Raw genomic sequence first — 26,408 nt, 5'->3', positions numbered from 1 at the left:
CTCAGAGAGTTTCATGCTTCAATTCAGAAACGTCTAATTTTGAATGGTCTATTCTGCTTCTTCTAGTTCTCCATTATCTCCTGTGTCGGGGGGAACAATTGCAACTCCGGTAATGGCATCATCTTCGTCTAGACGTTGAACTCTGACTCCGGTGGCTGATCTGGATTGGATAGAAATGGCATTTACCGCTTGACGAATAATGATACCGCGATTGGTGGCCATCATGATTTCTTCGTCGCTGTTGACAATTCGCAAGGTGGCTAATTTGTCTTTGGTTTTGCGGTTTTTGAATTTGGTAGCCATTAAACCTTGTCCGGCACGGTTTTGGAGTCGGAATTGAGAAACAGGAACACGCTTACCATAACCGCCCATGGTAATGACTAATACCCAGGGTCCAATACTGTTGGTATTGGTGACTTCTGCGATTTCTTCGCTATTTTCAATTTCTTCGCTATTTTCTACATTTTCGATTTCAGCGATTTCGGCGGTTTCTACAATTTCTTCATTATTTTCGATTTCGGCGATTTCAACGGTATTTTCGCCTTCTTCTATTTCCGCTTCTATGACAGAATCCAAGGTATCAAGAACAGCGGCTGGTAGAATATCCATGCCGATAAGTTCGTCTTTATTCTTGAGTTTCATGGATTTTACACCACGAGTGGCTCTACCAAGGGGACGCAGTTGATCATGAGTACAGCGGAAGTGAATGGCCATGCCTTGACGTGAACCAATAATTATGCTGTCTTCGACTCTAGCTCGTCTCACCCAGCGCAGTTGGTCGCCTTCTTCTAAGGATATGGCAATTAATCCGTTGGCGCGAATGTGGCTAAATGCTTCGAGGACGGTTTTTTTGATGTTACCGCCTTTGGTGAGCATGACGAGGTATTCTTCGCTGCTAAATTCGCTTACGGGGACAATGGAGGTAATTTTTTCTTCTTTGGGAATGGGTAACATTTGCACAATCGGTGTGCCGCGACTGGTGCGAGAACTGACGGGAATTTGATATGCTCTCAGGCAGTAGACGACACCGCGATCGCTAAAAAATAAGATACTATCATGGTCGCAGCAAGTTAGGAAATGCTCAATGGTATCATCATCTTTGACTTTCGCCCCGGCTTTACCTCTAGTAGCCCGGCTTTGGGATTCAAAGGTGTTAACGGGCATCCGTTTGATGTAACCTTGTTCGGTGACAAGAATAATTGCTTTTTCGTTAGCAATTAAGTCAATGTCATCTATATCTCCTTCCCCATGGGTAATTACTGTCCGTCGGGGTGTGGCAAAGCTAGTTTTGATTTGGGCGATTTCGGTTTGAATGATTTCTAGCACCCGTTCCCGTTTAGCTAAAATATCCAGTAAGTCGGCAATTTTAACTTGTAAATCTTCGTGTTCTAGGCGAATTTTATCAGCTTCTAAGGCTGTCAACCGCCGCAGTTGCATTTGCAAAATTGCGTCTGCTTGTACTTCCGAAAGTCCATAAGTGTTAATTAACTCACCTTTGGCTGTGGGTGCGTCTGGTGCATGACGAATTAAAACAATAATTGCATCTAACCGTGATAGGGCAATTAATAATCCTTGCAGGAGGTGATCTCGTTCCTCTGCTTTGCGGAGTTCGTAGCGCGTCCGGCGTTCAATGGAGAGAATGCGGAAATCTAGGAAGACGCTGAGGAAGCGTTTGAGGTTGAGGGTGAGGGGTTCACTGTTGACTAAAGCCAACATATTTGCCCCAAAGTTAGCCTGTAAAGGGGTTTGTTTATAAAGGTTATTTAAAACGACGCGGGGATAGGCATCACGTTTTAATTCTATGACGATTCTCATCCCGTCGCGATCGCTTTCGTCCCGGATATCTGCAATACCATCAATGCGTTTATCATTTACCAATTCGGCAATTTTCTCAATTAATGCCGCTTTGTTGGTTTGATAAGGCAATTCGGTGATGATGATGGCTTCCCGTTCTGGACGGTTGCGTTGGGCGATGGTTTCAATGTTGGCAACACCACGCATGGTAATCGAACCGCGTCCAGTGGTATAAGCTTCTTTAATGCCACTGACTCCCAAAATCTGCGCCCCAGTCGGGAAGTCGGGACCGTGAATATACTGCATTAACTGAATATCAGTTATTTCGGGATTGTGAATTAGTGCTACTAACCCATCAATCAATTCTCCCAAGTTATGGGGGGGAATATTTGTAGCCATACCCACAGCAATTCCCGAAGAACCATTTAGCAATAGTTGGGGAATACGGGAAGGTAAAACCGTGGGTTCTTGTTGAGAACCATCGAAGTTATCAGCAAAATCTACGGTTTCAGCTTCAATATCTTGGAGGAGGGCAATACTGGTTAAGGCGTGCAAGCGACATTCCGTGTACCGCATTGCCGCTGGAGGATCGTTGTCTACTGAACCAAAGTTACCATGTCCACTGATGAGAGGCGATCGCATGGAAAAATCCTGCGCCATCCGCACCAAAGCATCATACACTGCCGTGTCACCATGGGGGTGATATTTACCCAAGACTTCCCCCACCACACGGGCGCATTTTCTAAAGGGGCGATCATGTAGTAAACCCAGTTCGTGCATAGCATAGAGGATGCGACGATGCACAGGTTTAAGACCATCCCTAGCATCTGGCAACGCCCGACCTACAATTACGCTCATGGCGTATTCTAGATAAGACCGCGACATTTCACCTCGCAAATCTGTCGGGATAATCCTCTCCTGTGAGGTTGTCATAAACTCCAAAACTCCAAAAAAATGTAGATTTTAGCCTTCAACTTGACAAAATACAAAATTATGTCAAATTAACTTTGAATAGTTGTCATATTTTGCTATAATTCTAACATATTGTCACCCAATTAGCACAAATACTATCCAATCTCCAAAAATAGTAAATTAGAAACTGAAAAGAAAAATTAAATCCGGAGTTATTAACTAATATTAAATATATATAATAATCCGGTTTGATTCCTAAATTTATTCGTAGAGGTAGGGAACAGAAAAGAAGAAATATAAGGTATAGTGGGTTTATATAGCTACGCCACGCCAGCTATATAAAATTAAATATGAGTCCTATAGAACTTATGCTAAACAATCAACCGGAAGAAAAATTTAATGATCAAAAAATCAATGTAGTTTATAAAAAAATCGCTTAAAACAAATTTTAAAAATGAAAACAGACAGCATATTTTACCGATTATTTCCAGAAATACCCAGTATATTTTTTAAACTTATTGGAAACTCTCCCCAACTAGCCGAACTTCATCAATTTGCATCAGTTGAAGTCAAACAAACAGCCTTTAGATTAGTTGGAGTTTTGTCCTAAGCAGGAGCAGGGAGAGGAGACTGGGTGCAAGCCCTGCGCCCCTACTAACTTCTGACTGGGCGCTGGCGCTGCACCCCTACTATAAATTTTCTAACTAATGTTATCTACAATTTGCATAACAGAGTACAATTTAATACCATTAGCTAGATCAAACTTCTACTCTGGCAAGAAAGATCAAAAGTTAGTTGATTTCCACAGCAGTAGCCGTGTTGTTTTCCCATTATTTTCAGCTACAACAGAAGAAAGCTTATGTTACCAAAATCCAGCACTGATTTACTTATTTCAGAAGCATCTGATAGCGCCAACGCAGCGTTAGCTATAGATATCGTTAGTAATGAGCCTTGGTCAATAGAAACCTATGCTGAAGGCTTAATGGATGAACTTTTTAGTGATATTGACAACATTTTAGATGGTCGAAGTCAGCGGAATTACTATAGTTCCAAGAACGAATATGTCCCTGTGCAAACCATGAAATTTACAATGCCTGATGTGGTTTTGCCTTCTACACTCAATCATTCATTACAGTCCGCTGCACCCATTAAAAACGTACAAACTACAACACTAGTAGTTAATCCCCCCTCTGTCAGGGCAATTACTACTCAAGATCAACCACAAACGGGTGGTATAAGTAAACTAATATTCATGGGATTAGGCTTAACTGCGGCTACCTTGGGTATGCTCTATTTAACGGAGTCTGGTTTATTAACTACGTTAACAACCCAATTAACTTCCCCTAATTTGCCAAATACCCAGATTCCATCACCTGTGTCTGTGAAAACAGATCCTCAGTTAGATTTAGTCAATTATATGTTGGAGGCCTTGGCAGTTATAGAACAACAAGGAGCAACCAATTACAAAACAACTGTTAAAGCCGGATTTCCTCCTGTTAATCTTAACCAAACAACTGGCTTACCATTACCAAATACTCAACCAACTGAGACTTTACCTTTACCTGTAGCAGCTAACAGTCGCTTAAATCCTCCCAATGTGGTTGAGCGGATATATATTCCAGTTTATCAGTCTCCAGTACCCCGTTATCAAGTACCAACTGTTCCCGCAGTTCCCATACCACCGTCTTCAGCTTCAGGGGTGAATAATCTTCCTAATAAGACTGCCCAACCAGCAACTAAACCAACAACGAATACTACACAGGTTAACCTCAACCCAGTTACAGTCAATCCTCAACCGTTGAAAGTCGCACCACCAAAATTACCGACTATTGCCCCACCAGCGCAAGAAGCTGTTAATACACCACCACAGGTTTACTCACCGACTTATTCTGCACAGTTGGAAGGATTATTGGAGTTGGGTAATAAATCTGTAGCTTTGTTTAAAGTTGATGGTATCAGTCGCCGGATTAATTTAGGTGAAAATATTGGTGCTACAGGTTGGACATTAGTAGAAGTTAGTAATGGTGAAGCTATTATTCGTCGTAACGGTGAGGTGCGATCTATTTATACAGGACAAAAACTTTAATTTGGGGTTGCTGATGGGGCATGGAGAAATAATATACTGGGCGAGAAGCAGCTATAATTTTCATGAAAAAAATCTCATGATTATTTACTGCCGTTATGCGCTTATTTATACAGAAAAAGCTGGCGCAGGTTGGCTTGTCTGATCACACCCGCAGCATTTCTGATGGGCTTGTTGCTTTCCATAATTGGTTATTTCTACCCATAGATATTGCTTCCCTGGTTTACTTTCGGATTGGGTTCGGTGCAATCATGCTTTGGGAAGTTTGGCGCTACTTTAATAATGGCTGGATTAAACGCTACTGGATTGATCCACCCTTTAATTTTACCTATTACGGCTTTGACTGGGTAAAACCTTTACCTGAAAACGGTATGTATGTGCTGTTTGTCGTGTTAGGAATATTAGCATTTTTTATCACAATTGGATTTAAATACCGAGTTAGTGCGGCTCTATTTTTTGTGGGCTTTACGTACACTTTTCTGCTAGAGCAAGCGCGATATCTTAACCATTTTTATCTGGTATGTCTGCTGAGTTTTCTGCTCATTTTTTTACCGGCTAACCGAGCCTTTTCGATTGATGCTCGACAGCGCCCAGAAATTTACTCTGATACTATTCCGGCCTGGCCGATTTGGCTGCTTCGCGTTCAGATTGGCATTGTTTATTTTTATGCAGCGATCGCCAAAATAAATCCTGATTGGTTACTGCACGCCCAACCGATGACAATGTGGTTATCATCCCGAACCGATTTTCCGATCATCGGGCAGTATTTCACGGAATCATGGATGGTGTATCTTCTTAGCTACGGTGGTTTTCTCTTAGATTTACTGGTTTTTCCTTGTCTGCTGTGGCGACGGACGCGGTTAATTGCTTTTGTGTTTGCTGTCATTTTTCATTTAATGAATTTCCGGTTGTTTTCTATAGGTATTTTTCCTTGGCTGATGATTGCGTCTACAGCTATCTTCTTCAACCCTGACTTTCCTCGACGCTTAATGAAAGGTTGGTGGACTGTGAAACACTGTCATCCAAATCCACTCATCAAACCAAAATATTTACGCTGGTGGCGAGCTAATACCTGCGCTTTATTAAGCATATATCTGATACTACAAATTCTCATTCCCTTCCGTCACTTTCTTTATCCAGGAAACGTCAATTGGACTTATGAAGGGCATCGCTTTTCGTGGCACATGAAACTATTGAGTAAGCGGGGAGATATACAGTTTTTTGTCACTGATCCTATTGAAAATCAAACCTGGGAGTTTGATCCAGACAATTATCTGGCTCGCTGGCAGGTTCGCACTATGGTGGGACGACCAGATATGATTTTACAATTCAGCCATCATCTTGCAGATGAACTACGCGCCGCCGGATATGCACAAATTGAGGTGAGAGTACGATCAGAGTTATCGCTAAATGGGCGTAATCCCCAATTATTCATTGATCCAGGGGTTGATCTTGTCACTCAACGGCGTTCTTTAAAACCTTCATCATGGATTTTGCCATTAACTGAAACACTTCCAATCAAGTGATTGCGATTATTGTATTTGTGTTAAAAAATACTTGATTGATAGCAAGATGTAGAGATGTTTCCTTCATACGTCTCTACTTTTTTGTATAGCTTTTATCGCACATTTTGGATTTTATCCAAATAGATACCGTTATATCAAGGCAGGATAAAATAATTGGATATAAATTTAAAGCTTGTAATAAGATTATAGTGTTTAGGTAAAACCCACATTTACATGAGGACTATATATTAGTTAAACTAAGTATCTATATTCATTAAGATCATTAATCTAGTTAAGAGGATTTTTGATCAAAATTTTCACAAAAAGTAACTTCAAATACATAAAAAAAATTGTAATTATGTCAACACTACGCCCTTCATTATATTCCCAAACTCCATCTAAACCCAATAAAATGAGAAATTCTCATAATGTTATGGAATTATTAGTAGTAGAGGAAGTGGAAAAGCAAATCCAATTATTACCCATTAAAGCTGCCAGATATATCAAAACACCAGATGTAGTGGCCTATGCTTTAAATCGCCTGCCTTCTTTGTATGCAACTAGTAGAAAAGGTTGGCAAAGACAGTTACATCGCGCTAAAACAGAGTTTAATCAACAAATTAATAAAGCAGTACAGCAAGGGATTATCGCTGTGCAGAGAGATCCTTTGCGGATTAGTGATCTGATTTATTCTACAGAAGAGAATGGAGAAATTAATCAGATTGCAAATGCGGCATTAGAAAAATTAAAAGTTGTGCTGGGACGGGAAGATTTATCATGGGAAAATTTACCTAATATTGTGGAGCATACATTAACATCCAAAAAAGCGACATCCACAGGTACAAATAATTATAATCGTTCACGCCACAGCACAGATCACTGGGAAACTTATCGTTATTAATTTAAATTGCCAGTTAAGCTAGGGATTATACTTAGAGATGGGTTAACAGCCTAAAAATAAGGTAAAATCTCCTAATTTGAGATGCAATACAAGATGTTGACAGGGAAAAACAGGAAGAGCCTCCAGGTATTTGCAGGTGTATTTTGTGCGATCGCTACAATAGCCGAAGGTATCGTTCTCAAGCCGTTTTTTGGCGTTAATAGCTCTGTACAAGCCGCAGATACAGTTGTAATTCGCTACGGACCTTTAGCAGAATCCGTATCACTGGATGAGTTAAAAGAGTCGGTGCAAACTGGCAAATTACCAGCTAGTTTAGGAATTTACACCAAAAGAATGACCGAAGAGCAACGTCGCTTCTTTCTGGAAGGCTTAAAAGCCAAAGTACCCATAAATGTGGTGACGTTAGATAAATTAATCAATACCCAAATTGGGACAACAATTCTCGGTGATATCTCCACCGCTATTACCCGTCGAGATCAAGCTGGAATACAAGCTATGAGAGCGGGATTAATTTTAGGTGCTACTTCTCCACAGGGTTTATCTGCACTGAGTTTTATTGCGGCCTATCCCAGTCAACGCCTAGAAATTGATTTACCCCAAACTATCAATGTCCTCAAGGGTTTGAACAGTGCTTTTTTCCGCACCCAGCAGTTTATGTTGGCGATTTCTCCTCAACTTAACCCCAGGGATATCAAGGTTACTTATTCTCTAGATCCCACACAACCAGGAAGCGCACAGGTACAAACAATTACCTTAGAGTTAAATGATCAAAAGCGTCAACGACAAATTCCTCTAGATATTTATTGGTCAACTGCTATCAGTACAAACAAACCTGTAATTGTCTTTTCTCACGGTTTGGGTTCAGTGGGAACTGACTTGCGTTACTTAGCAAAACATCTGGCTTCCCATGGTTATGTAGTTGCAGCTTTAGAACATCCAGGGAGTAACGAAACCAGTAGCAACAAAGCTTTTAACGGTAAAAAGCGGCTGGTTGAACCCCAAGAATTTTTAGACCGTCCGCGTGATATCAGTTTTATACTTGATGAATTAGAAAAACTTAATCAAACAGCTAATAATCCCTTACAGGGTAAACTAGCAACTAATAACGTCATGATTGTGGGTCATTCCTTTGGTGGAGGAACGGCTTTAGCATTAGCTGGAGGTGAATTACAAATTGACAGCCTCAAACAAAAGTGTCAGCAGAACTTAGCTCAGGCCAGCTTGGGAGCAGCACTACAATGTGTAGCTCAAGAATTACCTGAAACAACCTATCAACTGCGAGATGAGAGAATTAAACAAGCGATCGCTCTCAATCCTGTATCATCTTTAATGTTTGGTGAAACTGGTTTAGCAAAGGTGCAAATCCCCACATTAATTTTAGCTAGTTCGGCTGATAAAACTACTCCCGCATTAACCGAGCAAGTAATTGGCTTTACCAAAATTCGTTCCCCCAAATGGTTAGTAGGTGTCATTGGTGCTTCTCATTTGAGTGTCAAAGATCCTGATTTTACCGTAGATCAAAGTAACATCCCCAATACACCGATATTGAGTAGAGAAGTAACCGGAGAACAAGCCAAAGATGTGCGGAATTTTCTCAATGGTATCACCTTAGCAATGGCCGCACAATTAACCCCCGAAGCTAGTCAATATGCGCCTTTTCTGACTTCTGACTATGCTCAAATTGCGTCAACTCGGCTATTTCCATTTCGGATAGTCCGGGAACTTCCCCCAGAAATTATGGAAATGATGCAAAGTATGACAGGGAATAGGTGACAGGTGACAGGGAATAGGTAGAAAAATAAAAAGGCTTGGAGGGTAAACCAAGCCCCAACTTCACTCAGGGTAAAATATATAATCAATCCTATAGATTATTGATATTTTAAGAATCCTTCCCAAGAGAGAATGTTCAAACTTTGCGCCGGAAGCGGGAAACAAATTCATGCTTTTATTTACCAACACTAACTAAGGTTTTATTTCCCAAACTTTAATAGATTTATCACCACTACCGCTATATAAAGTCTTACCATCACGACTTAACGCCAGTCCATAAACTCCCCCACCATGTCCCTTGAGTTCCATAACAGGATTCCCTGTTTTGATATCGCGTAATACTATAACTGCTTGATTTGGACCACTAGCAATAAATGTCTTGCTGTCAGGAGTAATTACTAAGGCATCAATGCTTGTACCCAAGGAAACATTATGAACTAGCTTGCCTGTTTTCAAGTCCCATGCTTTAAAACTTTTACCATCTGTGGTTCTGACTCCACCTGATGCGTAACTGTCATCATATCCACCACTGAGGAGCATTTTACCATCGTTGCTCACAGCTAAGGTAATGGGGGCTGATGCTTTTTCAGAACCACTTACTTGATATTCTTTTGGGGGAAGTGGTGGTGTAAAACTGCGGATTTGTCTACCTTTGGCCAAATTCCAAACACGAATCTTGCCGCCACTTTCACCACCGCTAAATAGGGTTTTCCCGTCAGAACTCATAGCCAGTGCAGAGGCTTCCACTTTGAGTATTTTTTGAATTTTTTTGGTTTTGAGGTTTCTAAACTTAATATTTTTATCACGACTACCAGTAATTAAGGTTTTACCATCGGGAGTTAATAATATTGCATTGACTCCATTTTTTTCGGTAATAGTCTGAGTTTCTTTGCCAGTTTGAATATTCCAAAATTTGATCGTGTTATCAAAACTGGTACTAATTACAGTTTGATCATCTGGTGTAATAATGATTCTTCTAATAGTAGAACGATGTCCAGTTAAGGTTTGAAGTAATTTGCCTGTGGTGGGATTCCACAGTTTAATAGTTTGATCATCACTACCACTAGCGAGAATTTTACCACTGGGAGAAAGGGTTAATGCTCGAACAGGTTCAGTATGTCCTGATAAGGTTAATTTAAACTGTTTTGCTGGTTGAGTGTTTGTGGGAGGATTAACGGCTGTATTGGCTATGACTGGCAGTGTAATAGTCAATGGTGTAGATAGAAGAAAACTGAGTAATGTTAAGGTTTTCCAGGGGATAGGCAATTTCATAGTGATAATGTGGAAACGTATTTTTAGTATACTTCTATAAGAAACTATGGATTCACTTTCTAAGGCAGAAACTAAATCTTTGGGTTGCAGATTAGATTCTTCTAGTAAAGCTTTTCAAGTTTTAGAAAAAGTTTGGCAAATACCTATTTAGATTAACAAAAGATTCAGAAAAGATTAATAGAAAGTTAATAAATAAATGACTTTTTAGGTATATCTATTGATGTTAAGGGTGCAAATACAATAAGAACCCTATCTATCTAAGGGGTTTTTTTATAAAAGTAACCTTTTACCAAAGTTTAACCTTTAGTATTCTCTCGGATATTAAATATTCGTGGTATTATTTTTTAGGATGGAATAATCAAATATATCCAATCTAAGTCGAATGTGAGAATTTTACTATCACATTTTTTCTGATAATTGCACCTTAAAAACTTTAATTTCGTTAGCGTTACCGCAACGCAAATTGATTTAAGGTAAATCTTTTTTTGGGCTGATTAAAAATTTAATTTTATGGAAAATATAGCCTCTATTTGAGGTTCATGTTTTCTATGGATTAGGTGATATCGCCCTATAGCTAATCAGTGCCTGATTTCTCGAACCACAACAATTCATTTATTCCTTTAGGAGGATATTGACAATGGCAGTTGCTAGATTAAGGGGGATACTAACTTACAATGATTCTACCTCCCGTACGATTGACAATCGTAATCATCACAGTACCGACAGAGTACGAACTGGATCGACTCCAAGAGGAGGACCCAGGTATACCACCTATTACAATTACTACGGCGAGATTCAGGCAGGTAGCGGTAATGACATAATTTATGGTGCTGACTACAATATAAGCACTGAAAAAATTTACGGTCGCGGAGGAAATGATCGCATCGTCGGTGCAAAAGGAAATGATCTCCTCGATGGTGGTGAAGGCAATGATACCCTCGAAGGTGGTGAAGGCAATGATACCCTCTACGGTCAAAACGGCAATGACATCCTTTCGGGGGGAGCTGGCGCTGATATTATCTATGGCGGTTCTGGTAGTGATGTCCTCTTTACGGGCAACTTAAGAACTAGTGGTAGCGATGACCTATACGGTGGATCACAATCCGATATCTTCGTTCTCGGAGAGGCTGCCCAGGCCATTACCACTTCGACTGGTGGTTTCGATGCGGCTACATTCTTTGGTGGTTTCGCTGCGAATGCTTCTGCCGTACTTTTCTCAACATACGCCCCAACTTACAAGATTACCAAGGATGTCGCTTCCCTTGCCATTAATGGGATTAAATCGCTTTTTGGTATAACTAGTACGAGCGTCACCGTCACACCTCCCCCTACAGCTACTTATGCTATGGTCAAAGACTTCAACCCCATTGAAGACATTATGATCATTCCACTTCAGCAGTCAGGTAGACCAAATGTATTCATTGGTGATGGGAATAACCTTGGCGACTTGCGTTTCAATTATGTAGATAGTCAAAGCAGTCTTTTTGCAGTGGCGAACCTAGATTACACTGGATATTTCTCTAATACGCTGGGTTGGGACGCTCTTGACACATTTTACACGAACCATCTTGCCAAGAGTGCGCTGATCATCGACAGTAATGGAATCTCAATAGGAGAAAATTCAGTATCAGGACTACCCAGCGATATTACATCGTCTCTGTCAGGGTTAGGCACTAACAGGTTCTTAGTTGTGGGTGCTTTAGGTCCCCAAAATATCACCGGAACACAAAATGGTGATAATCTCTACGGATCGAAGTATAACGACACCATTTATGGTTATGCGAATGGACAGGCTGGGGTAAATAACCCTAGTGGGACTGATACGGGTACAGACAACATCTATGGCTTCGGCGGCAACGATACCATCTACGGTGGGTCCGGCAACGACTACCTCTACGGTGGTGACGGCATTGACTACCTCTACGGTGGAAATAACGACGACAGGCTCTACGGTGATAATGGCAGCGACAGACTATACGGTGATTCCGGGAACGACTACCTCTACGGTGGGAACGACACCGACTTCCTCTACGGTGGTGTCGGCATTGACAGGCTATACGGTGATGCCGGGAACGACTACCTCTACGGTCAGAACGACACCGACTACCTCTACGGTCGTGACGGCAATGACTACCTCTACGGTGGTGCCGGTAATGACTACCTCTACGGTGATGCCGGCAACGACAAGCTCTACGGTAGTGGTGGCAACGACAACCTTTACGGTGGTACTGGCGCAGATAAATTCGTTCTCGAGACGGGTATAACGGGTAGGATTGTTATTAAGGACTTCAAAACTTCAGAAAGTGATAGGTTAGTAGCGGGTTCCAATACTACAAGTTTCAATACTTCTAACCCCTTCAGGAATGTTAATGGCAGTGCCGAGTACACCTTTTCGGGTGGTGCAACCTTTGTCATCGAAGGAATCGCAGCCAGCAGCCTTAATGGTCTCTTTGTTGCCTCTTAGGTGACTAACAGCTAGGCGTATCTACTTCTTCTTCTGGCGTTGCTGAGTTGGCGTATGATTTTTGGGGGTAGAGACGTTCCATGGAACGTCTCTACAAGAGTTTTGAATGTATGCAAAATCATTTTCATCCCTAAAATCAGCAACGCCTGAATAGCAACTTACATTAGATATTTTTGACACAATTGCCGAAAGTCTTCACCCCGCATTTCAAAGTTAGGATATTGGTCAAAACTAGCGCAAGCTGGAGATAATAAGACTACTGAAGCTTGATATTTTTTAGCTAATTCCGCAGACATGGATACAGCCTTTTCCATTGTTTCGACTATGTGATAATTGCTATATCCCACCTCTTGCAGCCGTTTCGCAAATGCTGGTGCTGCATTACCTATGAGTAAGACGGCGGCGGCTTTGGCTTGAATCTGTGCTAACCAGGCGGTATCATCTCCGGCTTTAGCTTCTCCACCAGCAATTAAAATGGCGGGGCTTTGCACAGATGCTAAACCCACTTCGGCTGCGTCGTAATTGGTGGCTTTGCTATCATTAATAAAGTCAATGTCTTGCCAATTGCAGATATGTTCTAAGCGGTGGGGAACGCCGGGGAATTCACGGACAGCTTGAGAAATGGCGGTAATATTTATATCTGCTAATCTAGCTGCGGCGACAGACATGAGGAGATTTTGCTGGTTATGTTCCCCTACCATGCGTAATGCAGATACCTCAACAATGGGTTGGGGTGTGGCGCTGATTTTTTCCATTACCCAGCCATTTTCTATGTAAAAGCCTTTTTCACCAATTAGGAATTTTTCACCTTTAACGCTTGTCCAATAGGCGTTTGGCCAATGATTTAATCCTAACTTGCTCAAATAAACATCATCACCGTTAAATATTTGAATTTGGGAATTATGTAATAATTTGGCTTTGATATTATAGTAATTTTCTAATGTTTTGTGTCGGGCTAAATGATCTGGTGTGAAGGTTGTCCAAATCCCAATTCGAGGAGCTAAAGTAATAGAAGATTCAATTTGATAACTACTAAGTTCACCAATTATCCAATCTAGTTTTTTCGTAGATAAAGCCACTTCACAAGCAGCATAACCAATATTACCACAGGCAGGAGCGTTCATTCCTGCTGTTTGGAAAATAGCCGCAGTTAAAGCGGTGGTGGTAGTTTTACCATTTGTACCAGTGATTGCTACCCAAGGAATATCTTGCAACTGTCGCCAAGCTAGTTCCATTTCGCCAATAGTTTCTATACCTAGTTCTCGCGCTTTGGCTAAAATAGGAATATCCCAAGGAACTCCGGGACTGACAACTATTAACTTGGATATATCAGAATCGGTGAATTCTGGTGTGTATCCTAATTTGACGGTAATGTGTTCACTGGCGAGTTGTTGTTGTTGTTCGAGGAGGGTTGGGGAGGTGCTACTATCGCAAAGTTCAACCTCCCAGCCTTCCTGTTTCAACAATCTTGCCGCGGCAACACCGGACTTTCCGAATCCAATAATTAACGCTTCTGGCATAGACTGTGTAGCATCCCTGGTTAAGCTTCACTATAGTAGCGTTAATTGGCAGAAATTACACCACTTTTTGTTGCTTTATGCTACAAATTTTTGACTATTGCGCCAAAGTCAGCCAGAACACGGGCGTGATTTCGCAGTAATCCCAGCAAATTTAAGCGATTTTGCTTAATATCGGGATTTGCGTCCATGACTAAAACGCTGTCTTCACCATCAAAAAATGTACTGACGGTAGGAGCGATTTTCGCTAGTGCGGTTACTAACAGTTGATAATCCCGGTTTTTCTGTGCTGCTTGAGTTTGGGGGACTAACTCAACTAAGGCGTTGTAAAATGCAGATTCGGATTTCTTCTGGAACAGTTCGGGATTAATTAAAGACTGTGGTTCTAGTGTTTGTAAGTCTAAATTTCCCTGTGCTGCTAATCGGGTGGAACGGTTGACGGTTTCGTAGATTTTATCTAATGTACCATCTTTGCGGATTTGTTGTAAATAGAGAGAGCGATCGCGGACATCTAATAAATCCGTTAATGCACGTTCTGTGTATTCGGGATCATTTTCTCCCAAAACCGCATTTACTAAATCATAATCTATCTGTTTTTCATCTTGTAATAAGGTGCGAATCCGTTGCAGGAAAAATTCTTGCAATGTTTTAATTAAGGATTTGGCATCTTTATTAAAAGTTGTGGCGAAATCTGTGGCGATTTGCTCTAAAAGGGTTGATAAATTAATTTGCAAATTCGCCAACCAGGTAATATTAACAATCGCATTTGCCGCGCGACGCAATGCAAAAGGATCTGATGAACCTGTGGGAATTAAGCCTAAGCCAAAGATACTCACTAATGTATCTAATCTATCAGCTAAACCGACAACTTGACCTGTGAGAGTTTGGGGGAAAATATCATCAGCATTTCTGGGTAAATAATGCTCAAAGATGGCTTTTGCAACTTCTGGATTTTCGCCATTTGCTAAGGCGTATTTTTCGCCCATAATTCCCTGTAGTTCTGGGAATTCATAAACCATTTGCGTGACTAAATCGGCTTTACAAAGTAATGCTGCTCTTTGTATATTGTGGGTTTGGGCGGGATTTAATTGTAATTGGGTAGTAATTTTTTCCGCATTTTTAACTATTCTTTCGACTTTGGCACGAACAGAACCTAAATCTTCTTGGAATGTGACTTTTTCTAATTGGGGTAAATAGCTTTCTAATGCTTTAGCTAAATCAGCTTCATAAAAGAAACGCCCATCAGCTAAACGCGCTCGAATTACTCTGGCATTACCAATGGCGATAATATCAGCTTTGGCTGGATCTCCGTTACTAATTGTGATAAAGTTGGGTAATAATTCTTGGCAATCAGCATTTTTGAAGACGGGGAAATAACGCTGATGACTTACCATGACTTCGGTAATTACTTCTTTTGGTAAGTTGAGAAATTCTTCTTCAAATTGTCCGATAACTGCTGTGGGATATTCAACTAAATTGACAACTTCTGCTAGTAAGTCTGGGTAAATTGGGGTATATCCACCTAATTTTTCGGCGGCTGCTTTAACTTGATTTGTGATGATTTCGGCTCGGTTTTCTGGAGGTACATTCACATAACCAGAAGCCAATGTTTTCACATATTCTGTAGCGTGGGAAATGCTGACTGGTTCGGGGTGTAAGACTCTATGGCTTCGAGAAATGCGATCGCTTTTGACAACTTTTGCCCCATTCTCTAATTGTAGTGGTAAAATTTCCCCATCTAATAATGTGACTAAAGTGCGAATTGGCCGGGAAAATCGTCCGTCACCATGTCCCCACCGCATTAACCGCTTGCCTTCTAAGTTCCAAACCCATTGGGGTACAAGTTCGGTTAAAATATCGGCTATGGGACGACCAGGAATTTGTTTGTTAACAAAGACGAAATCCCCTTTGTCTGTGGGACGAATTTCTAAAGCGGAAATATCTACACCTTGCTTAGTCGCAAAACCAATGGCAGCTTTAGTGGGTTGTCCATCTTTAAAAGCTGCTTGTGCGGGTGGTCCTTTGATTTCTTCTTCCCTGTCTGCTTGTTGGGAAGGTAAACCGGTAATGAGAACTGCTAACCGTCGCGGTGTTCCATAGACTTCGACAACAGCATTGGGGAGATTGTGAGTTTCTAGGCTTTGGGGAATGCGCGATCGCCATTGTACAATAGCATCACTCAAAAAACCGGCGGGTAATTCTTCTGTACCGACCTCTAATAAAAATGCTGGCATAAGATACTGTTTTTAACTTGATGGGGCTTAATATTAGTCAATTCCAGCATTGTACCCTGACATCAGGTGGAGAGATGCGATGTCCAACTGTTGTGGCTGAATTTTCTGGTTCAAGTATACACACTAGAAATGTGTATAATGGAATTGGTGTCCAAGCTAAAGCCATAAATTATGCACCGTCGCATTAACATTACTTTACCAGAAGAGACAATTCAACTAATTGATCAAGTGATTCAAAAAGGTGATAGGAGTCGCTTAATTAACGAAGCCATACAATATTATATGGCTGAAAAAGCCTTAGTTAATCTGAGACAACAATTGCAAGCGGGAGCTATTCAAAGAGCAGAACGTGATTTAGGATTAGTGGAAGAATGGTTTAATTTGGAAGAAGAATTGTGTCAGACAAACGAATAATTTACCCCCAACGTGGTGAAATCTATTTAGTGAATTTTGAGCCTACTATTGGTTCGGAAATTAAAAAGACACGACCAGCTTTAATCTTGCAAAATGATATTGCTAATCAGCATAGTTCCATAACTATTGTAGCCGCTATTACTTCACAGTTTACAGCACCTTTGTATCCTACAGAAGTGCTGATTAAATCATCCGTATCTGGGTTACAGTTTGATTCCGTGATTCTTCTCAATCAAATTCGTTCAATTGATAAACAAAGGTTAATTAAACGCCTGGGAATATTAACATCAATAATTATGGAAGATGTAGATAAAGCAATGCAAATTAGTCTTGGTTTAATAAAATTATAAACCACTATTTTCATCTTGTTTCCAGGCTCGTCTAGCTAATTTGACGTAGGTTTTTACTGTATCATAGGGCATTTCTATATCTGTGGCGATCGCTTGCAAAGATTCTCCCATTTCTCGACGTGCTAAAATTGTCGCCCATGTTGAAGCGGTTTTCTCTGCTCGTTCTCCTCCGGTGCGTTGACGTTGTGCTTTAAATAATCTAGTTAATTCTTCAATACGCTCTGCTAACAAATTCGTTAAAACTTGTGAAGATATATTTTGTTCAGGTACTACCTGGTTTAAACAAGTTTGTCCTAATCCAAAGGTGGTTTTATGTCCAGTTCCACAGTAGCAAGCCAGTCTGATTAAGGCATAAAATAATTTGCTAAACTCAATATTAGTTAAAGCTTGTTTATCTAAACCGCAGGACATTGCACCTATAAACCCTGTCACCGAACCCCGTTTACCTGCGGCTACTTTCACAGATTCCAAGCGGTGTTGGTGAATAATCACATTTTCATCTATCCATGCTAAAAAAGCATCTTGTTCGACAGTCATTCCTGAAAAGTCATTCCAGCGACGCAGATAACTATGGAAAAGGTTGACAGGAACGGGTAAGGGGAAATGATGACCTTTGCGACGAAAGCTAGTTGGGGAAATAAAGCTGAGATTAACATCTCGGTATTTATCTGGTAATGGTTGCAATAGTTGGGCGTAAGTAGTTGGGGTATGGGCAATACTTACCTTTTTTATCTGCAAAGGTGCATCTTTTAAGTTTAAAATGGGTGGGAGTTTGGTTATCCATTGACTGAGAAATGCTGCTACTGGTTGGGAAAGGGCGTTGACGTGCCAAGTTAAATTTTGGTTCGCCTGTAGTTGCAGTTGTTTACCGCTGGGAACAAATTGACCAGCTAACGCAGATATGTTAAATGGTTTTTCTGATTCTCCATCATGCAGATATGCCGAAAGTTCGGGATTATATTGACGCACTTGGTCGAGAAACCACGCATGAAGTCCTATCGTATATTGAGAATATAGGGATGTAGTGCTAGTGGCTTCTAGGTCAAAGACTAACCCTACCAGTTGGGTTTCATCTGGCCATGTGTCGGTTTCGCGCTTTCTGGTTCTAGCGAATCTGGGCATTTTTGGGTGTTACATTATGTGATGGTGAGTATTTTACTCTATTTCCGTCCCCTTGGGGGGATTAATTATTATGTTCAGTCATGTCTGATTGTATTTATGCTACAAAAACTTGATCAACTGTCAGGGTTAATTCTGGGAAAGTTGGAGATATAATTCTCTCTGTATTCCGGTAAGCATTTGCTTGATAAATACCTTGTTCATTGAGAATATATACAAAAATTGTTGGTTCTTTAGGATTACCTAAATAATTACGACTACCAATAGCTAAATAATCAACTATCCAGTATTCAGAAATACCCAAACGTTGATATTCTTCTAATTTATCAATATAATCATCTTCCCAATTTGTGGAAACTATTTCTACTGCTAATTGTAATGGTTCAATAAAAGCAGTATAAGCAGATAAATTAGCATCCCACAGATTTTTATCTACTACGCTCACATCAGGAACACGACCTTGTTCTTTACCATTTGCTGTTAAGGTTCTAATGGAAATTCTTCCAGATACTCTGTAATTGAGATTAAGACGTTCAACTTCCCGATCTAATTTTTTAGTGAGAAAATCTGCTAAGTTATCATGTTTTCTGGTTGCTTGTATCCGCATAATTTCTCCATTTACAAGTTCATAACGACCTTCTTCGGAAAAGTCGTAGTTGAGGAATTGATCAAAGGTGAGTCGGTTTTTAGTTAGAGTCATGGTTAGTAAAAGGGGATAGTTATTAATCAAATTGAGCAAGAGTAATTTCCTTATTTGGGAAATGAGCTACTATTTTGAGATTTCCTCCTAATGCTTTGATATAACGAGAAAGAGTGGAAATTTGAATGTCTTCTTGGTTTTCTAATTGGTTTTCTAACTCACAAGCAATTGATGAAAAATCCTTAAATTGTGCTTCTATTTCAGCTTCCGTTAAATCCAAAGACTGCTGTAGTTCTAGAAGATTAATATGAAGCAACATAATTTGAGCAATAGTTTTACTTTTTGCTATGCGCTCTGGTGTCATCTTCTTGCGTAATTCGCTGAATGGTTTTGTTTTCATAGTAAATTAATACTCCATTTTCTTTGACACTAATTTAACCAATTATTTTTTAATTTTAATCCCCTTGCGGGGAAGAGAGATGGGATAGAAATTAATCTAATTGATTATCCAGCATCTCACGGACTTTCGTCTTTACATGGAATCAATCTATTAAATAGATTGGACTCCAATTCAGCATAGGACGATGGTTTGTTTCCGTCCCCTTGCGAGGAATTATAAATACAGATTATTTGATATTCTCTAAGATATCTTTTATCTGCTGTAACTTATCAAAAGACTTACTTACTTCTGATTTGTGTCCTTGAAAATAATCTATTGCACTACTATATTTTACACTTTCTAAGTATCTAGCTTTTCGACTTGCGCTTTCTAAATCTTGATAAAGTTTCTCCAATCTTCTGTTATCCAGTTTCTTCGCAACTTGACGAACATATCCCCGACGAGAATCATGAGGAGATGGTGCTGGACATTGACTTGATATATCATCTCCTCTTTTACAAGCATAATATTCTACCCAGTGCAATGCTGCATAAAAACACATAGTTACTGTCCAATCAGGATAAACAGTTTCAATATCACGTGCTGCATTTTCGTTGCTTTTAGCTTGCAGAAGGTAGCGTTCACAAGTCATGATTTATTGCCAAAGCTAAACTACAGTGAAGCTACGAGGATTACATAACCACATTTTTGATTTACTTGCCTCATTAGGTTGTTTTTTATCAGAATCGGCTATTACCTCATCTCTAAGTAAATAAAATCTATCTACTATTTGAGGACGAAAATACCATTCTTCAGTAGAATCATCTATTAATTTCCATTCACAGTCAATAACCATATCCTGAATTTTCTCCCAGGTTTCATCTGATAATTCGCTGTTGTCTTTCAGCTTGATCTTAAAATCAATCCAATGAATATCAGGGAAACTTGTAGCTATTCCGATAACTTTTTCTACCTCTTCTATTTTTTCAACCAGTTCTTCAACTAATTTTTGTATTTCAGCAGGAATTAAACCCGAACTTTTCACTTTATCGGAAGTAATTAAGCGTAAAGGAGACGAATCACGTTTAATCCAGGTAGTTTTAGGCTCACCTTTTCTGTCAAACGTTGGTAATAAATTTTCTGGTGCTGAACTTTTACTATAATTCATACTTCTCCGTTTAAAAATTCATCTAGTCTATCTCTTAAAAATGCTGCGTGTTGTCGAGTAAATGCGAAATTTATCGGATGTATGGTTGATGATTCTTGGCTATCTTCCACAAATGGACTGTTTGAAAGCATTCCTGCTATCAATATCCTATGTTCTTCATCAATTGCTACTTGCACACCAGTAACAAATAAAACTTTGTTTTGTTCCTGTTTACTCATAATTTACTTTTAACCTCTACTTTATCTAAAAACTAGAGAGCTAAATACTGTCGTTAAAACTAGATTTGCTCTCCCTCACATTTTATGATAGCTCTACAAGAAGTAGAGCTAAACATAATCAAGCAGGCTTGTTCTTAGGCTACTTTAATGATGAAAGTAGGATTTAAAGCCAGGAAAACAGGAGAGTCAGTAACAATTTGGAGTGTTACTTGAGACTGAGTAACAGTTTTGTACTGTTGTTGAAAAGATTCACAATGCGTCCATGCAGAATACGAGTCAAATCCTATTTTGAAGCTTGACCTTGATTTAGTCATAATCTAACCTCTAAAAACTACATTTTGATTATAAGCAATTTTCCGTCAATATCATCAAATTGTACAATATTTTGGAAAAACTCTCGCTAAATACACTTAACACTTTTAATACTTCCATCATCCTTAAGAGATACGATTTTCACCTTTACTGTCTGTCCTTCCTGAAGAACATTTGCCTTTTTCGGTTCTTTTTGAGTCAGTTTAATGACTTCCAATATTTCATAAGTGACCTTGTTTCCATTGATTTTAGTAACTTTTGCATCTATAATATCTCCTTCTTTAAACTCTTGAGATTCCGTAACTTTCGCAATTTCTGCTTGACGAGCTGATTCTATAACTGTTGCTGTGGGTGTGGTAATTTCCCCAATAGGAATACCAGAATTTTTATAATATTTCATCAAACGTGATACCCAACCTAAGATTTGCAAAATAGTTACAGCATCACTGTTACTTTTAAAATATTGACTACAGGTAGCCTCTATATTGCGATAATATCTAGGAGTATCTTTACTATGGCTAATTTGTCTTCCATCTTTAACTAATATTTTAAGATAAGTTAAAAATCTGGATGTAGCATCATTTTTATCAATGACTGTGCGTAAATATGCAACAGCTTTACTTACTTCGTTGACATCTGTATGTTCTTGGACTAAAGTTTGGGCGATCGCATGAGCAATTTCCCACTGTTTATCTGTTAAACTCATAATTTAATACATTCCTGTTGGTGCTGGTCTGTCATTGGGATAACGTAAAATCGCTGCTAGTTCTTTTAGCTGGTCTTCTTGAATTAAATTCGTTGAATGTGCAGCTTGAATTTGCTTTTGGATAAATTGCTGTAATTTATCTCCTGTTAAATCATCATTTTCACTCACTTGATAGGATGAATAACGCTGTTTTAAGTTTTGTGGTTGATTGATTTTATCAACATTTACCGTCATTGTTCCCATTCCAATTGGTTTACCACCACCTACTTTTAAAGCTATGGGATATTGTTTATCTTGTCCCAAAACAATTAATAATGTTCCTAATTCTTCGGGAAGTAAGTTTTTAAAAGTAATTTGTGTTTTAAAAGTATATTCCTTTCCTGCTTGTTGGACAGAAATCCCGTCTTTTTGTCCTTTTTCAATGGCTTTGGACATATTATAATAAAACTTACGTCCAGCTAATTTACCTCGCTGATAATATGCGTCACAATTAGGACGAGGAGCATATAAAGAAGGCATAAATCCTGTAGAAAAGCCGATTCTTTCGCAGTTAGCATCATTAAAATCTAACAAACCTTGCCAATCTAATGCACCAAATACTTGACTAGCTGGACAAAGTTTTTCTTTATTTTTACAAGGTAAACGTTCAGCAGGAATTTTTTCTTTGTATTTAGAAGTAACTGCCCCTAATGTACTATTAGTAATTGCTTCATAAACGGAACGAATACAGCCTTTTAAAGAACTTCCTTGAATTGATAATTTAGCATCAACTCCCTGAATCATGGTTTTCAGTAGGGAAATTTTACTACCTATATCGCTTCCTAAAACTACTGCACCTGTAGAAATATGCAATGATGTTTGTACTTTTAGTGTGAGGTGAATTGTCCCATGTAAACGATTTTGATCATATTTATGATGTCCAAAAGGACGTTGTAAATTAGGTTTTTCTCTAGGAAATGAAACAAAATCATAAGGTTTGGGATTTTCTGACTGAGATGTACTTTTAGGGGTAGGTTTATTTGGTTGCGAATAAGTCATATTTATTTCTCAACTGTGAGTGCTACAAAATGTACAGTTGCGGTTGTTTTATCCTGAAAATAGCGTTGTTTAATATTTAAATCTTTAGGATAATCAAAACCTTTAGGAAAGCGAGTTTCTGTTTTTTGATAAAAATGTGCCTTACGTTCTTCTATTTGCCAATTTTCACCTAATGGTTGAAATTCTGAATTTTGATCATTAATACTTAAAAACAAGACTTCATACGTATTTTGTCTTTTATGCTTCCATCTTAATTCAAATTCATGATTAAATATTTGCCCTTCTAACATAGGAAATTGATCATCTGTAAGTTTTTCCTTGATAATTCCACTTATTCTATGAGTCCAACGAAGAAAATAATAGGTATTTTCTGTTTTTAATTCATTGATTATTTTCAATAAATCAGACACGGATACAGGCTTTTCTTGATAACCAACGAAAGGCTTCATTTAGCAACTCCTAATAATTGACTCCAAGACTTAACAGTTTGATTAAATAAATCAATTACACTGTTTTTATCATCATTTATCCAAGTTAATTTAACACCAAAGTTTAAATCCATAGATTCAGTAATAGCAGATTCAGAATATTGTTTATCTGAATTAGGAAAATTGTATTTTTCTGCTTCTTTAGGTTCTAAGAATTCTCCTACACCTAATATAGAATTAACAGCCCAAGGATCTTTTTTTCTACCAAAAATGTGAATACTACCATTTTTCAATTCACAACCAGGATATTGGACAACTGCTTGATTTAACTTGACTTCTACAGTTCCCAAACCGCGAGATTTAGCAAAACCTAAACCAAACCAACCATCATTTAAGTCGCGTAGCACTAAACCTATTAAACCTAACTGTGCAAGGGTGAAGTTTTTTAAATGTAATTTAGTCTTAAATTCTCCCGCAGTGCAAACTTGATAATTAAATGGTCCAACAGCAACAGAACCAAATACTCTATCTATAGCTACACCATTTCTTTCTTCGGTTTTTACTGGTTTAGAATTATCAGGATAAGCATCTTCTATTCTGATTCTACTAGCAATAGAAGTATTACCAAACATTTGATCTGTAAAAGAAGAAAGTTTGTAAATATCGCTAGATGATTGATTTTTCAAATATTCATATTTATCATTTAATGGATCATTAGCCCAAGGTAAGTTTTTAGTATTAGCTTTTTCTTCTCCTACTGTTCTGACAATCCGTTCAGCATGAGCGCGAATTGCACCTTTTAAACTGCTTCCGGGTAAGTATATTGTCCTTCCACCAGCGTGATAGGTTTCGACAAATTCCATATCTGGTTTTGTTGGATCTGCTCCTTCTTTTCCAGATTTGATGAGAATTGGTCCATCAGGAATGATGCTTAAATCTATGGTGCAGTGATTTACAAATTTTTTGTGCATAATCTTAGTTTAATTAGGTAAATTTAAGCAGCAGCTAAAACTAAATTATTTAACTGTAATTCAGATTGTTGAAATACGAAATTAACAGCAGCAAATAATTTATCTAGTTCTTGAATTGTGTAATAAGTGCTATTTCTGGTAAAAACCTCATTTTCTAATTTACCAATTTGCCACGTTATTCCATTAGAAACAATACCAAAAATAATTATTTGATATTCTCCATTTAATCTTTGCGCTGCGATCATTTCGGCTAAACACTGCGCCCAACCTGTTTCAAAGTTGTCTTGTTTTGCTTCCACTAAAATAAAGTATGGTTTATCAAAAACAAATTTACCTAATGGCGAACGTTTAGCTAAAATATATTCAGGAAATCCTGATAATTTTTCATCATAATTTAATGATTGATGACTCCATAAAACAAAGTGTTGGCGGTATGTTTTCCAAATTTCTTTGATAACTGGGTAAATGAGATTTTCACAAATAGCAAATTCTGAGTTATCAACAACAGCATCCCGCATCATTAGTTCTAAATCTTCCCGGAAATAGTCGGGGATATTAAAAGCAAGTTCGCTGATGAAATTGGCTTCCGTATAGGTAACTTGAAATGCTTTGAGGACTTCACCGATGGTTTTGAAATTACTGAAAGCCATATTATTCTCCTGCAAGAATTGACCTGGTGGAATGACTATTAATTTTCTGCTCTAAATGGTTAATTAGAGCTTGTGTCCATTTTGTTTTTAAAGGCTTTGCATCAGTATATCCTGACTCATTATTTACCAGCTTTTTAAGATATTCTAGTAATTTATTTGGGTCAGTTTTTGTGGGGTCTTCTTCGTTAGTTGCGTCTACCCAGTGCATATCCTTGATATCTAGTTTAACAACTCCTAACCCGCGAGAACGTCCACCACCAAGGGGAATTTGTTCTGTTTCAAATTGGTGTAACCCAATCATTAATAATCCTAGTTCCCATTCTGCTGCGTTTTCTACTACTGCGCGAAATTCAAATTCTGTATTAGCTGGTACTACTTGGAAATCATAAAGTTTCCCGTCGGCTGCTGTTTCAGTGTCTCTATCAATTGCTACTCCGTCTCTTTCTTGATATTGTCCAAACCATGTATCAGTTACTACGGTTAAGTCGTGGACTTGGAATTTACTTGCTATCCAGGGAGAACCGAAAAGTTGAGATATTAAATCTGTTTCATTGATAATTTTATCTGTGAGTAAGTGATCTTTTATTGCAGCACGTTCTTTTTCTGGATATTGTTCAAGTTCTTTTTCAATCTCTTTCTTAATACCATTTTTTCCATTCATGCGGTCGTTGGTAATTGACCATTCTGCTTCTATTGCTGGGTTAGCTGCAAAACTAGAATCAATTCCTCTGAGGAAACTTTCTAATCTTGATCTTAATGCACCTTTAAAGCTAGAACCTGGTATTAATGGTTGTCCTAATGCGTCTTTGATGACGGGTAAATCTGTTCCGATAGGTTCGGTGGATCGTCCTTGACTAATGCGTAATGCGGTAATTGTTGTGAGTTTACCTGTGATTTCTAGGCGGTTTTTGAATGTGTCGAACATATAAATTTACCACTTAATTATTAATTAATTTAGCCGGAGACAACTAAATATATCCTCAACAGATATTTCCCAGTTTGCTAAAGCATTTAACACAGGTAAAATATCTTGATTCTGCTTAATTTCTGGTAGTTGATTAGGTAAAAAAGTCATGATTAAGCGTTCTTGAGGGTCAATAAGCCAGCCTAACTCTGTACCATGTTTTAAGCAAAATAAAATATTGTTAATTACACGGGTTGAACTTTGTTCCGGTGATAAAATTTCAATTGTCCAGTTTGGAGGATTTGTAAATTCATTCTGAATTTCACCATTATCATCAAGAGGAATTAATTCCCACTTAAAAATACTGATATCTGGAACAATAGAACGACCTCCAAAGGTGCAACGCAGTTCTGTAAATGCACGAGCTATTTTTTTAGGTGTACTGACTTGATTAATAGCAGGTGCTAAAAATGTTTGTACTGCGCTGTGTTTACCTTTAGGCATGGGTTTTTGGTAGATGTTACCATCAATATATTCACTAGCTGGTTTTGTTTCGGGTAGTTTCAGGAAGCCTGTTAAGGAGATTAAGGTTGAGACGGGAGTGGAGGTCATATTTTTATGGGCTGGTGGTAGTTTTTGAATGTGTCAAACATAGTTTA

General features: G+C 38.7%; 25 protein-coding genes and 1 pseudogene. 8 read left to right on the top strand and 18 right to left on the bottom strand.

Features of this window, described 5'->3' with window-relative positions:
* Positions 1 to 48: 48 nt before the first annotated feature.
* Complete coding sequence (gene gyrA, locus FJR04_RS08925) at positions 49 to 2,727, bottom strand: DNA gyrase subunit A (protein WP_168493750.1); 2,679 nt, start codon at positions 2,725 to 2,727, stop codon at positions 49 to 51.
* 433 nt (positions 2,728 to 3,160) lie between these two features.
* Between gyrA and FJR04_RS08920 the strand changes: the two are divergent.
* The 5 genes and pseudogenes from FJR04_RS08920 to FJR04_RS08900 all read left to right on the top strand — a co-directional run.
* Positions 3,161 to 3,307, top strand: a pseudogene (locus tag FJR04_RS08920) (DUF2887 domain-containing protein); the annotation flags it as partial.
* A 258-nt stretch (positions 3,308 to 3,565) separates the two neighbouring features.
* A complete protein-coding gene (locus FJR04_RS08915) occupies positions 3,566 to 4,792 on the top strand; it encodes a hypothetical protein (protein ID WP_168493748.1) in 1,227 nt (408 codons plus the stop codon).
* 134 nt (positions 4,793 to 4,926) lie between these two features.
* Entirely contained in the window at positions 4,927 to 6,315 is a 1,389-nt protein-coding gene (locus tag FJR04_RS08910) for an HTTM domain-containing protein (RefSeq protein WP_217359272.1), read from the top strand.
* A 337-nt stretch (positions 6,316 to 6,652) separates the two neighbouring features.
* A complete protein-coding gene (locus FJR04_RS08905) occupies positions 6,653 to 7,195 on the top strand; it encodes a late competence development ComFB family protein (RefSeq protein WP_168493744.1) in 543 nt (180 codons plus the stop codon).
* 81 nt (positions 7,196 to 7,276) lie between these two features.
* Complete coding sequence (locus tag FJR04_RS08900) at positions 7,277 to 8,968, top strand: alpha/beta hydrolase (RefSeq protein ID WP_254445239.1); 1,692 nt, start codon at positions 7,277 to 7,279, stop codon at positions 8,966 to 8,968.
* A gap of 189 nt (positions 8,969 to 9,157) precedes the next feature.
* Here the strand turns inward: FJR04_RS08900 and FJR04_RS08895 are convergent, their stop codons facing one another.
* Positions 9,158 to 10,237: a WD40 repeat domain-containing protein gene (locus tag FJR04_RS08895; protein ID WP_217359270.1), complete on the bottom strand. Its 1,080-nt coding sequence runs from the start codon at positions 10,235 to 10,237 to the stop codon at positions 9,158 to 9,160.
* Between the two features lie 637 nt (positions 10,238 to 10,874).
* On the opposite strand from FJR04_RS08895, the gene FJR04_RS26545 reads away from it, so the two are divergent.
* A complete protein-coding gene (locus FJR04_RS26545) occupies positions 10,875 to 12,701 on the top strand; it encodes a calcium-binding protein (RefSeq protein ID WP_168493742.1) in 1,827 nt (608 codons plus the stop codon).
* A gap of 158 nt (positions 12,702 to 12,859) precedes the next feature.
* Here FJR04_RS26545 and murD read toward each other — a convergent pair whose 3' ends face one another.
* Both murD and glyS read right to left on the bottom strand, forming a co-directional pair.
* Positions 12,860 to 14,221, bottom strand: a complete 1,362-nt coding sequence (murD, locus tag FJR04_RS08885; RefSeq protein ID WP_168493740.1) for a UDP-N-acetylmuramoyl-L-alanine--D-glutamate ligase — start codon at positions 14,219 to 14,221, stop codon at positions 12,860 to 12,862.
* A gap of 80 nt (positions 14,222 to 14,301) precedes the next feature.
* On the bottom strand, positions 14,302 to 16,452 hold the full coding sequence (gene glyS / locus FJR04_RS08880) for a glycine--tRNA ligase subunit beta (RefSeq protein WP_168493738.1): 2,151 nt from the start codon (positions 16,450 to 16,452) through the stop codon (positions 14,302 to 14,304).
* A 171-nt stretch (positions 16,453 to 16,623) separates the two neighbouring features.
* On the opposite strand from glyS, the gene FJR04_RS08875 reads away from it, so the two are divergent.
* Together FJR04_RS08875 and FJR04_RS08870 are read left to right on the top strand one after the other, a co-directional pair.
* Positions 16,624 to 16,866, top strand: coding sequence for a ribbon-helix-helix domain-containing protein (locus FJR04_RS08875; protein WP_168493736.1), 243 nt, complete (start codon positions 16,624 to 16,626; stop codon positions 16,864 to 16,866).
* A complete protein-coding gene (locus FJR04_RS08870) occupies positions 16,848 to 17,216 on the top strand; it encodes a type II toxin-antitoxin system PemK/MazF family toxin (protein ID WP_371418126.1) in 369 nt (122 codons plus the stop codon). The genes FJR04_RS08875 and FJR04_RS08870 overlap by 19 nt, the downstream gene beginning before the upstream one ends.
* Here the strand turns inward: FJR04_RS08870 and cas6 are convergent.
* From cas6 to FJR04_RS08800, 14 genes are all read right to left on the bottom strand, one after another.
* Entirely contained in the window at positions 17,211 to 18,338 is a 1,128-nt protein-coding gene (gene cas6 / locus FJR04_RS08865; protein ID WP_168493734.1) for a CRISPR-associated endoribonuclease Cas6, read from the bottom strand. The two genes, FJR04_RS08870 and cas6, sit on opposite strands and share 6 nt — an antisense overlap.
* 94 nt (positions 18,339 to 18,432) lie before the next feature.
* Positions 18,433 to 19,035, bottom strand: a complete 603-nt coding sequence (locus FJR04_RS08860; protein WP_168493732.1) for a Uma2 family endonuclease — start codon at positions 19,033 to 19,035, stop codon at positions 18,433 to 18,435.
* A gap of 22 nt (positions 19,036 to 19,057) precedes the next feature.
* Complete coding sequence (locus tag FJR04_RS08855) at positions 19,058 to 19,375, bottom strand: transcriptional regulator (RefSeq protein ID WP_168493730.1); 318 nt, start codon at positions 19,373 to 19,375, stop codon at positions 19,058 to 19,060.
* A gap of 226 nt (positions 19,376 to 19,601) precedes the next feature.
* On the bottom strand, positions 19,602 to 20,006 hold the full coding sequence (locus FJR04_RS08850; protein WP_168493728.1) for a hypothetical protein: 405 nt from the start codon (positions 20,004 to 20,006) through the stop codon (positions 19,602 to 19,604).
* 15 nt (positions 20,007 to 20,021) lie between these two features.
* Positions 20,022 to 20,522 carry a hypothetical protein gene (locus FJR04_RS08845; RefSeq protein ID WP_168493726.1) on the bottom strand — a complete coding sequence of 167 codons (501 nt, stop codon included), beginning with the start codon at positions 20,520 to 20,522 and terminating at the stop codon, positions 20,022 to 20,024.
* Positions 20,519 to 20,740, bottom strand: coding sequence for a hypothetical protein (locus FJR04_RS08840; RefSeq protein ID WP_168493724.1), 222 nt, complete (start codon positions 20,738 to 20,740; stop codon positions 20,519 to 20,521). Before FJR04_RS08840 ends, FJR04_RS08845 begins: the two co-directional genes overlap by 4 nt.
* Positions 20,741 to 20,874: 134 nt before the next feature.
* Positions 20,875 to 21,054, bottom strand: a complete 180-nt coding sequence (locus FJR04_RS08835) for a hypothetical protein (RefSeq protein ID WP_168493722.1) — start codon at positions 21,052 to 21,054, stop codon at positions 20,875 to 20,877.
* An 86-nt stretch (positions 21,055 to 21,140) separates the two neighbouring features.
* A complete protein-coding gene (locus FJR04_RS08830) occupies positions 21,141 to 21,758 on the bottom strand; it encodes a hypothetical protein (RefSeq protein WP_168493720.1) in 618 nt (205 codons plus the stop codon).
* Positions 21,759 to 21,761: 3 nt separating this feature from the next.
* Positions 21,762 to 22,796 carry an RAMP superfamily CRISPR-associated protein gene (locus FJR04_RS08825; protein ID WP_168493718.1) on the bottom strand — a complete coding sequence of 345 codons (1,035 nt, stop codon included), beginning with the start codon at positions 22,794 to 22,796 and terminating at the stop codon, positions 21,762 to 21,764.
* Positions 22,797 to 22,798: 2 nt separating this feature from the next.
* A complete protein-coding gene (locus FJR04_RS08820; RefSeq protein WP_168493716.1) occupies positions 22,799 to 23,245 on the bottom strand; it encodes a hypothetical protein in 447 nt (148 codons plus the stop codon).
* A complete protein-coding gene (locus FJR04_RS08815; RefSeq protein WP_168493714.1) occupies positions 23,242 to 24,195 on the bottom strand; it encodes an RAMP superfamily CRISPR-associated protein in 954 nt (317 codons plus the stop codon). Before FJR04_RS08815 ends, FJR04_RS08820 begins: the two co-directional genes overlap by 4 nt.
* 23 nt (positions 24,196 to 24,218) lie before the next feature.
* Positions 24,219 to 24,845 carry a hypothetical protein gene (locus tag FJR04_RS08810; RefSeq protein WP_168493711.1) on the bottom strand — a complete coding sequence of 209 codons (627 nt, stop codon included), beginning with the start codon at positions 24,843 to 24,845 and terminating at the stop codon, positions 24,219 to 24,221.
* A 1-nt stretch (position 24,846) separates the two neighbouring features.
* A complete protein-coding gene (gene csx7 / locus FJR04_RS08805; protein ID WP_168493710.1) occupies positions 24,847 to 25,770 on the bottom strand; it encodes a CRISPR-associated RAMP protein Csx7 in 924 nt (307 codons plus the stop codon).
* 24 nt (positions 25,771 to 25,794) lie between these two features.
* On the bottom strand, positions 25,795 to 26,361 hold the full coding sequence (locus tag FJR04_RS08800; protein WP_168493708.1) for a Uma2 family endonuclease: 567 nt from the start codon (positions 26,359 to 26,361) through the stop codon (positions 25,795 to 25,797).
* Between the last annotated feature and the right edge of the window lie 47 nt (positions 26,362 to 26,408).

The organism is Anabaena sp. UHCC 0204 (genome assembly GCF_009711975.1).
Classification (GTDB): domain Bacteria; phylum Cyanobacteriota; class Cyanobacteriia; order Cyanobacteriales; family Nostocaceae; genus Dolichospermum.
This window is presented reverse-complemented; position numbering and strand designations above follow the sequence as displayed.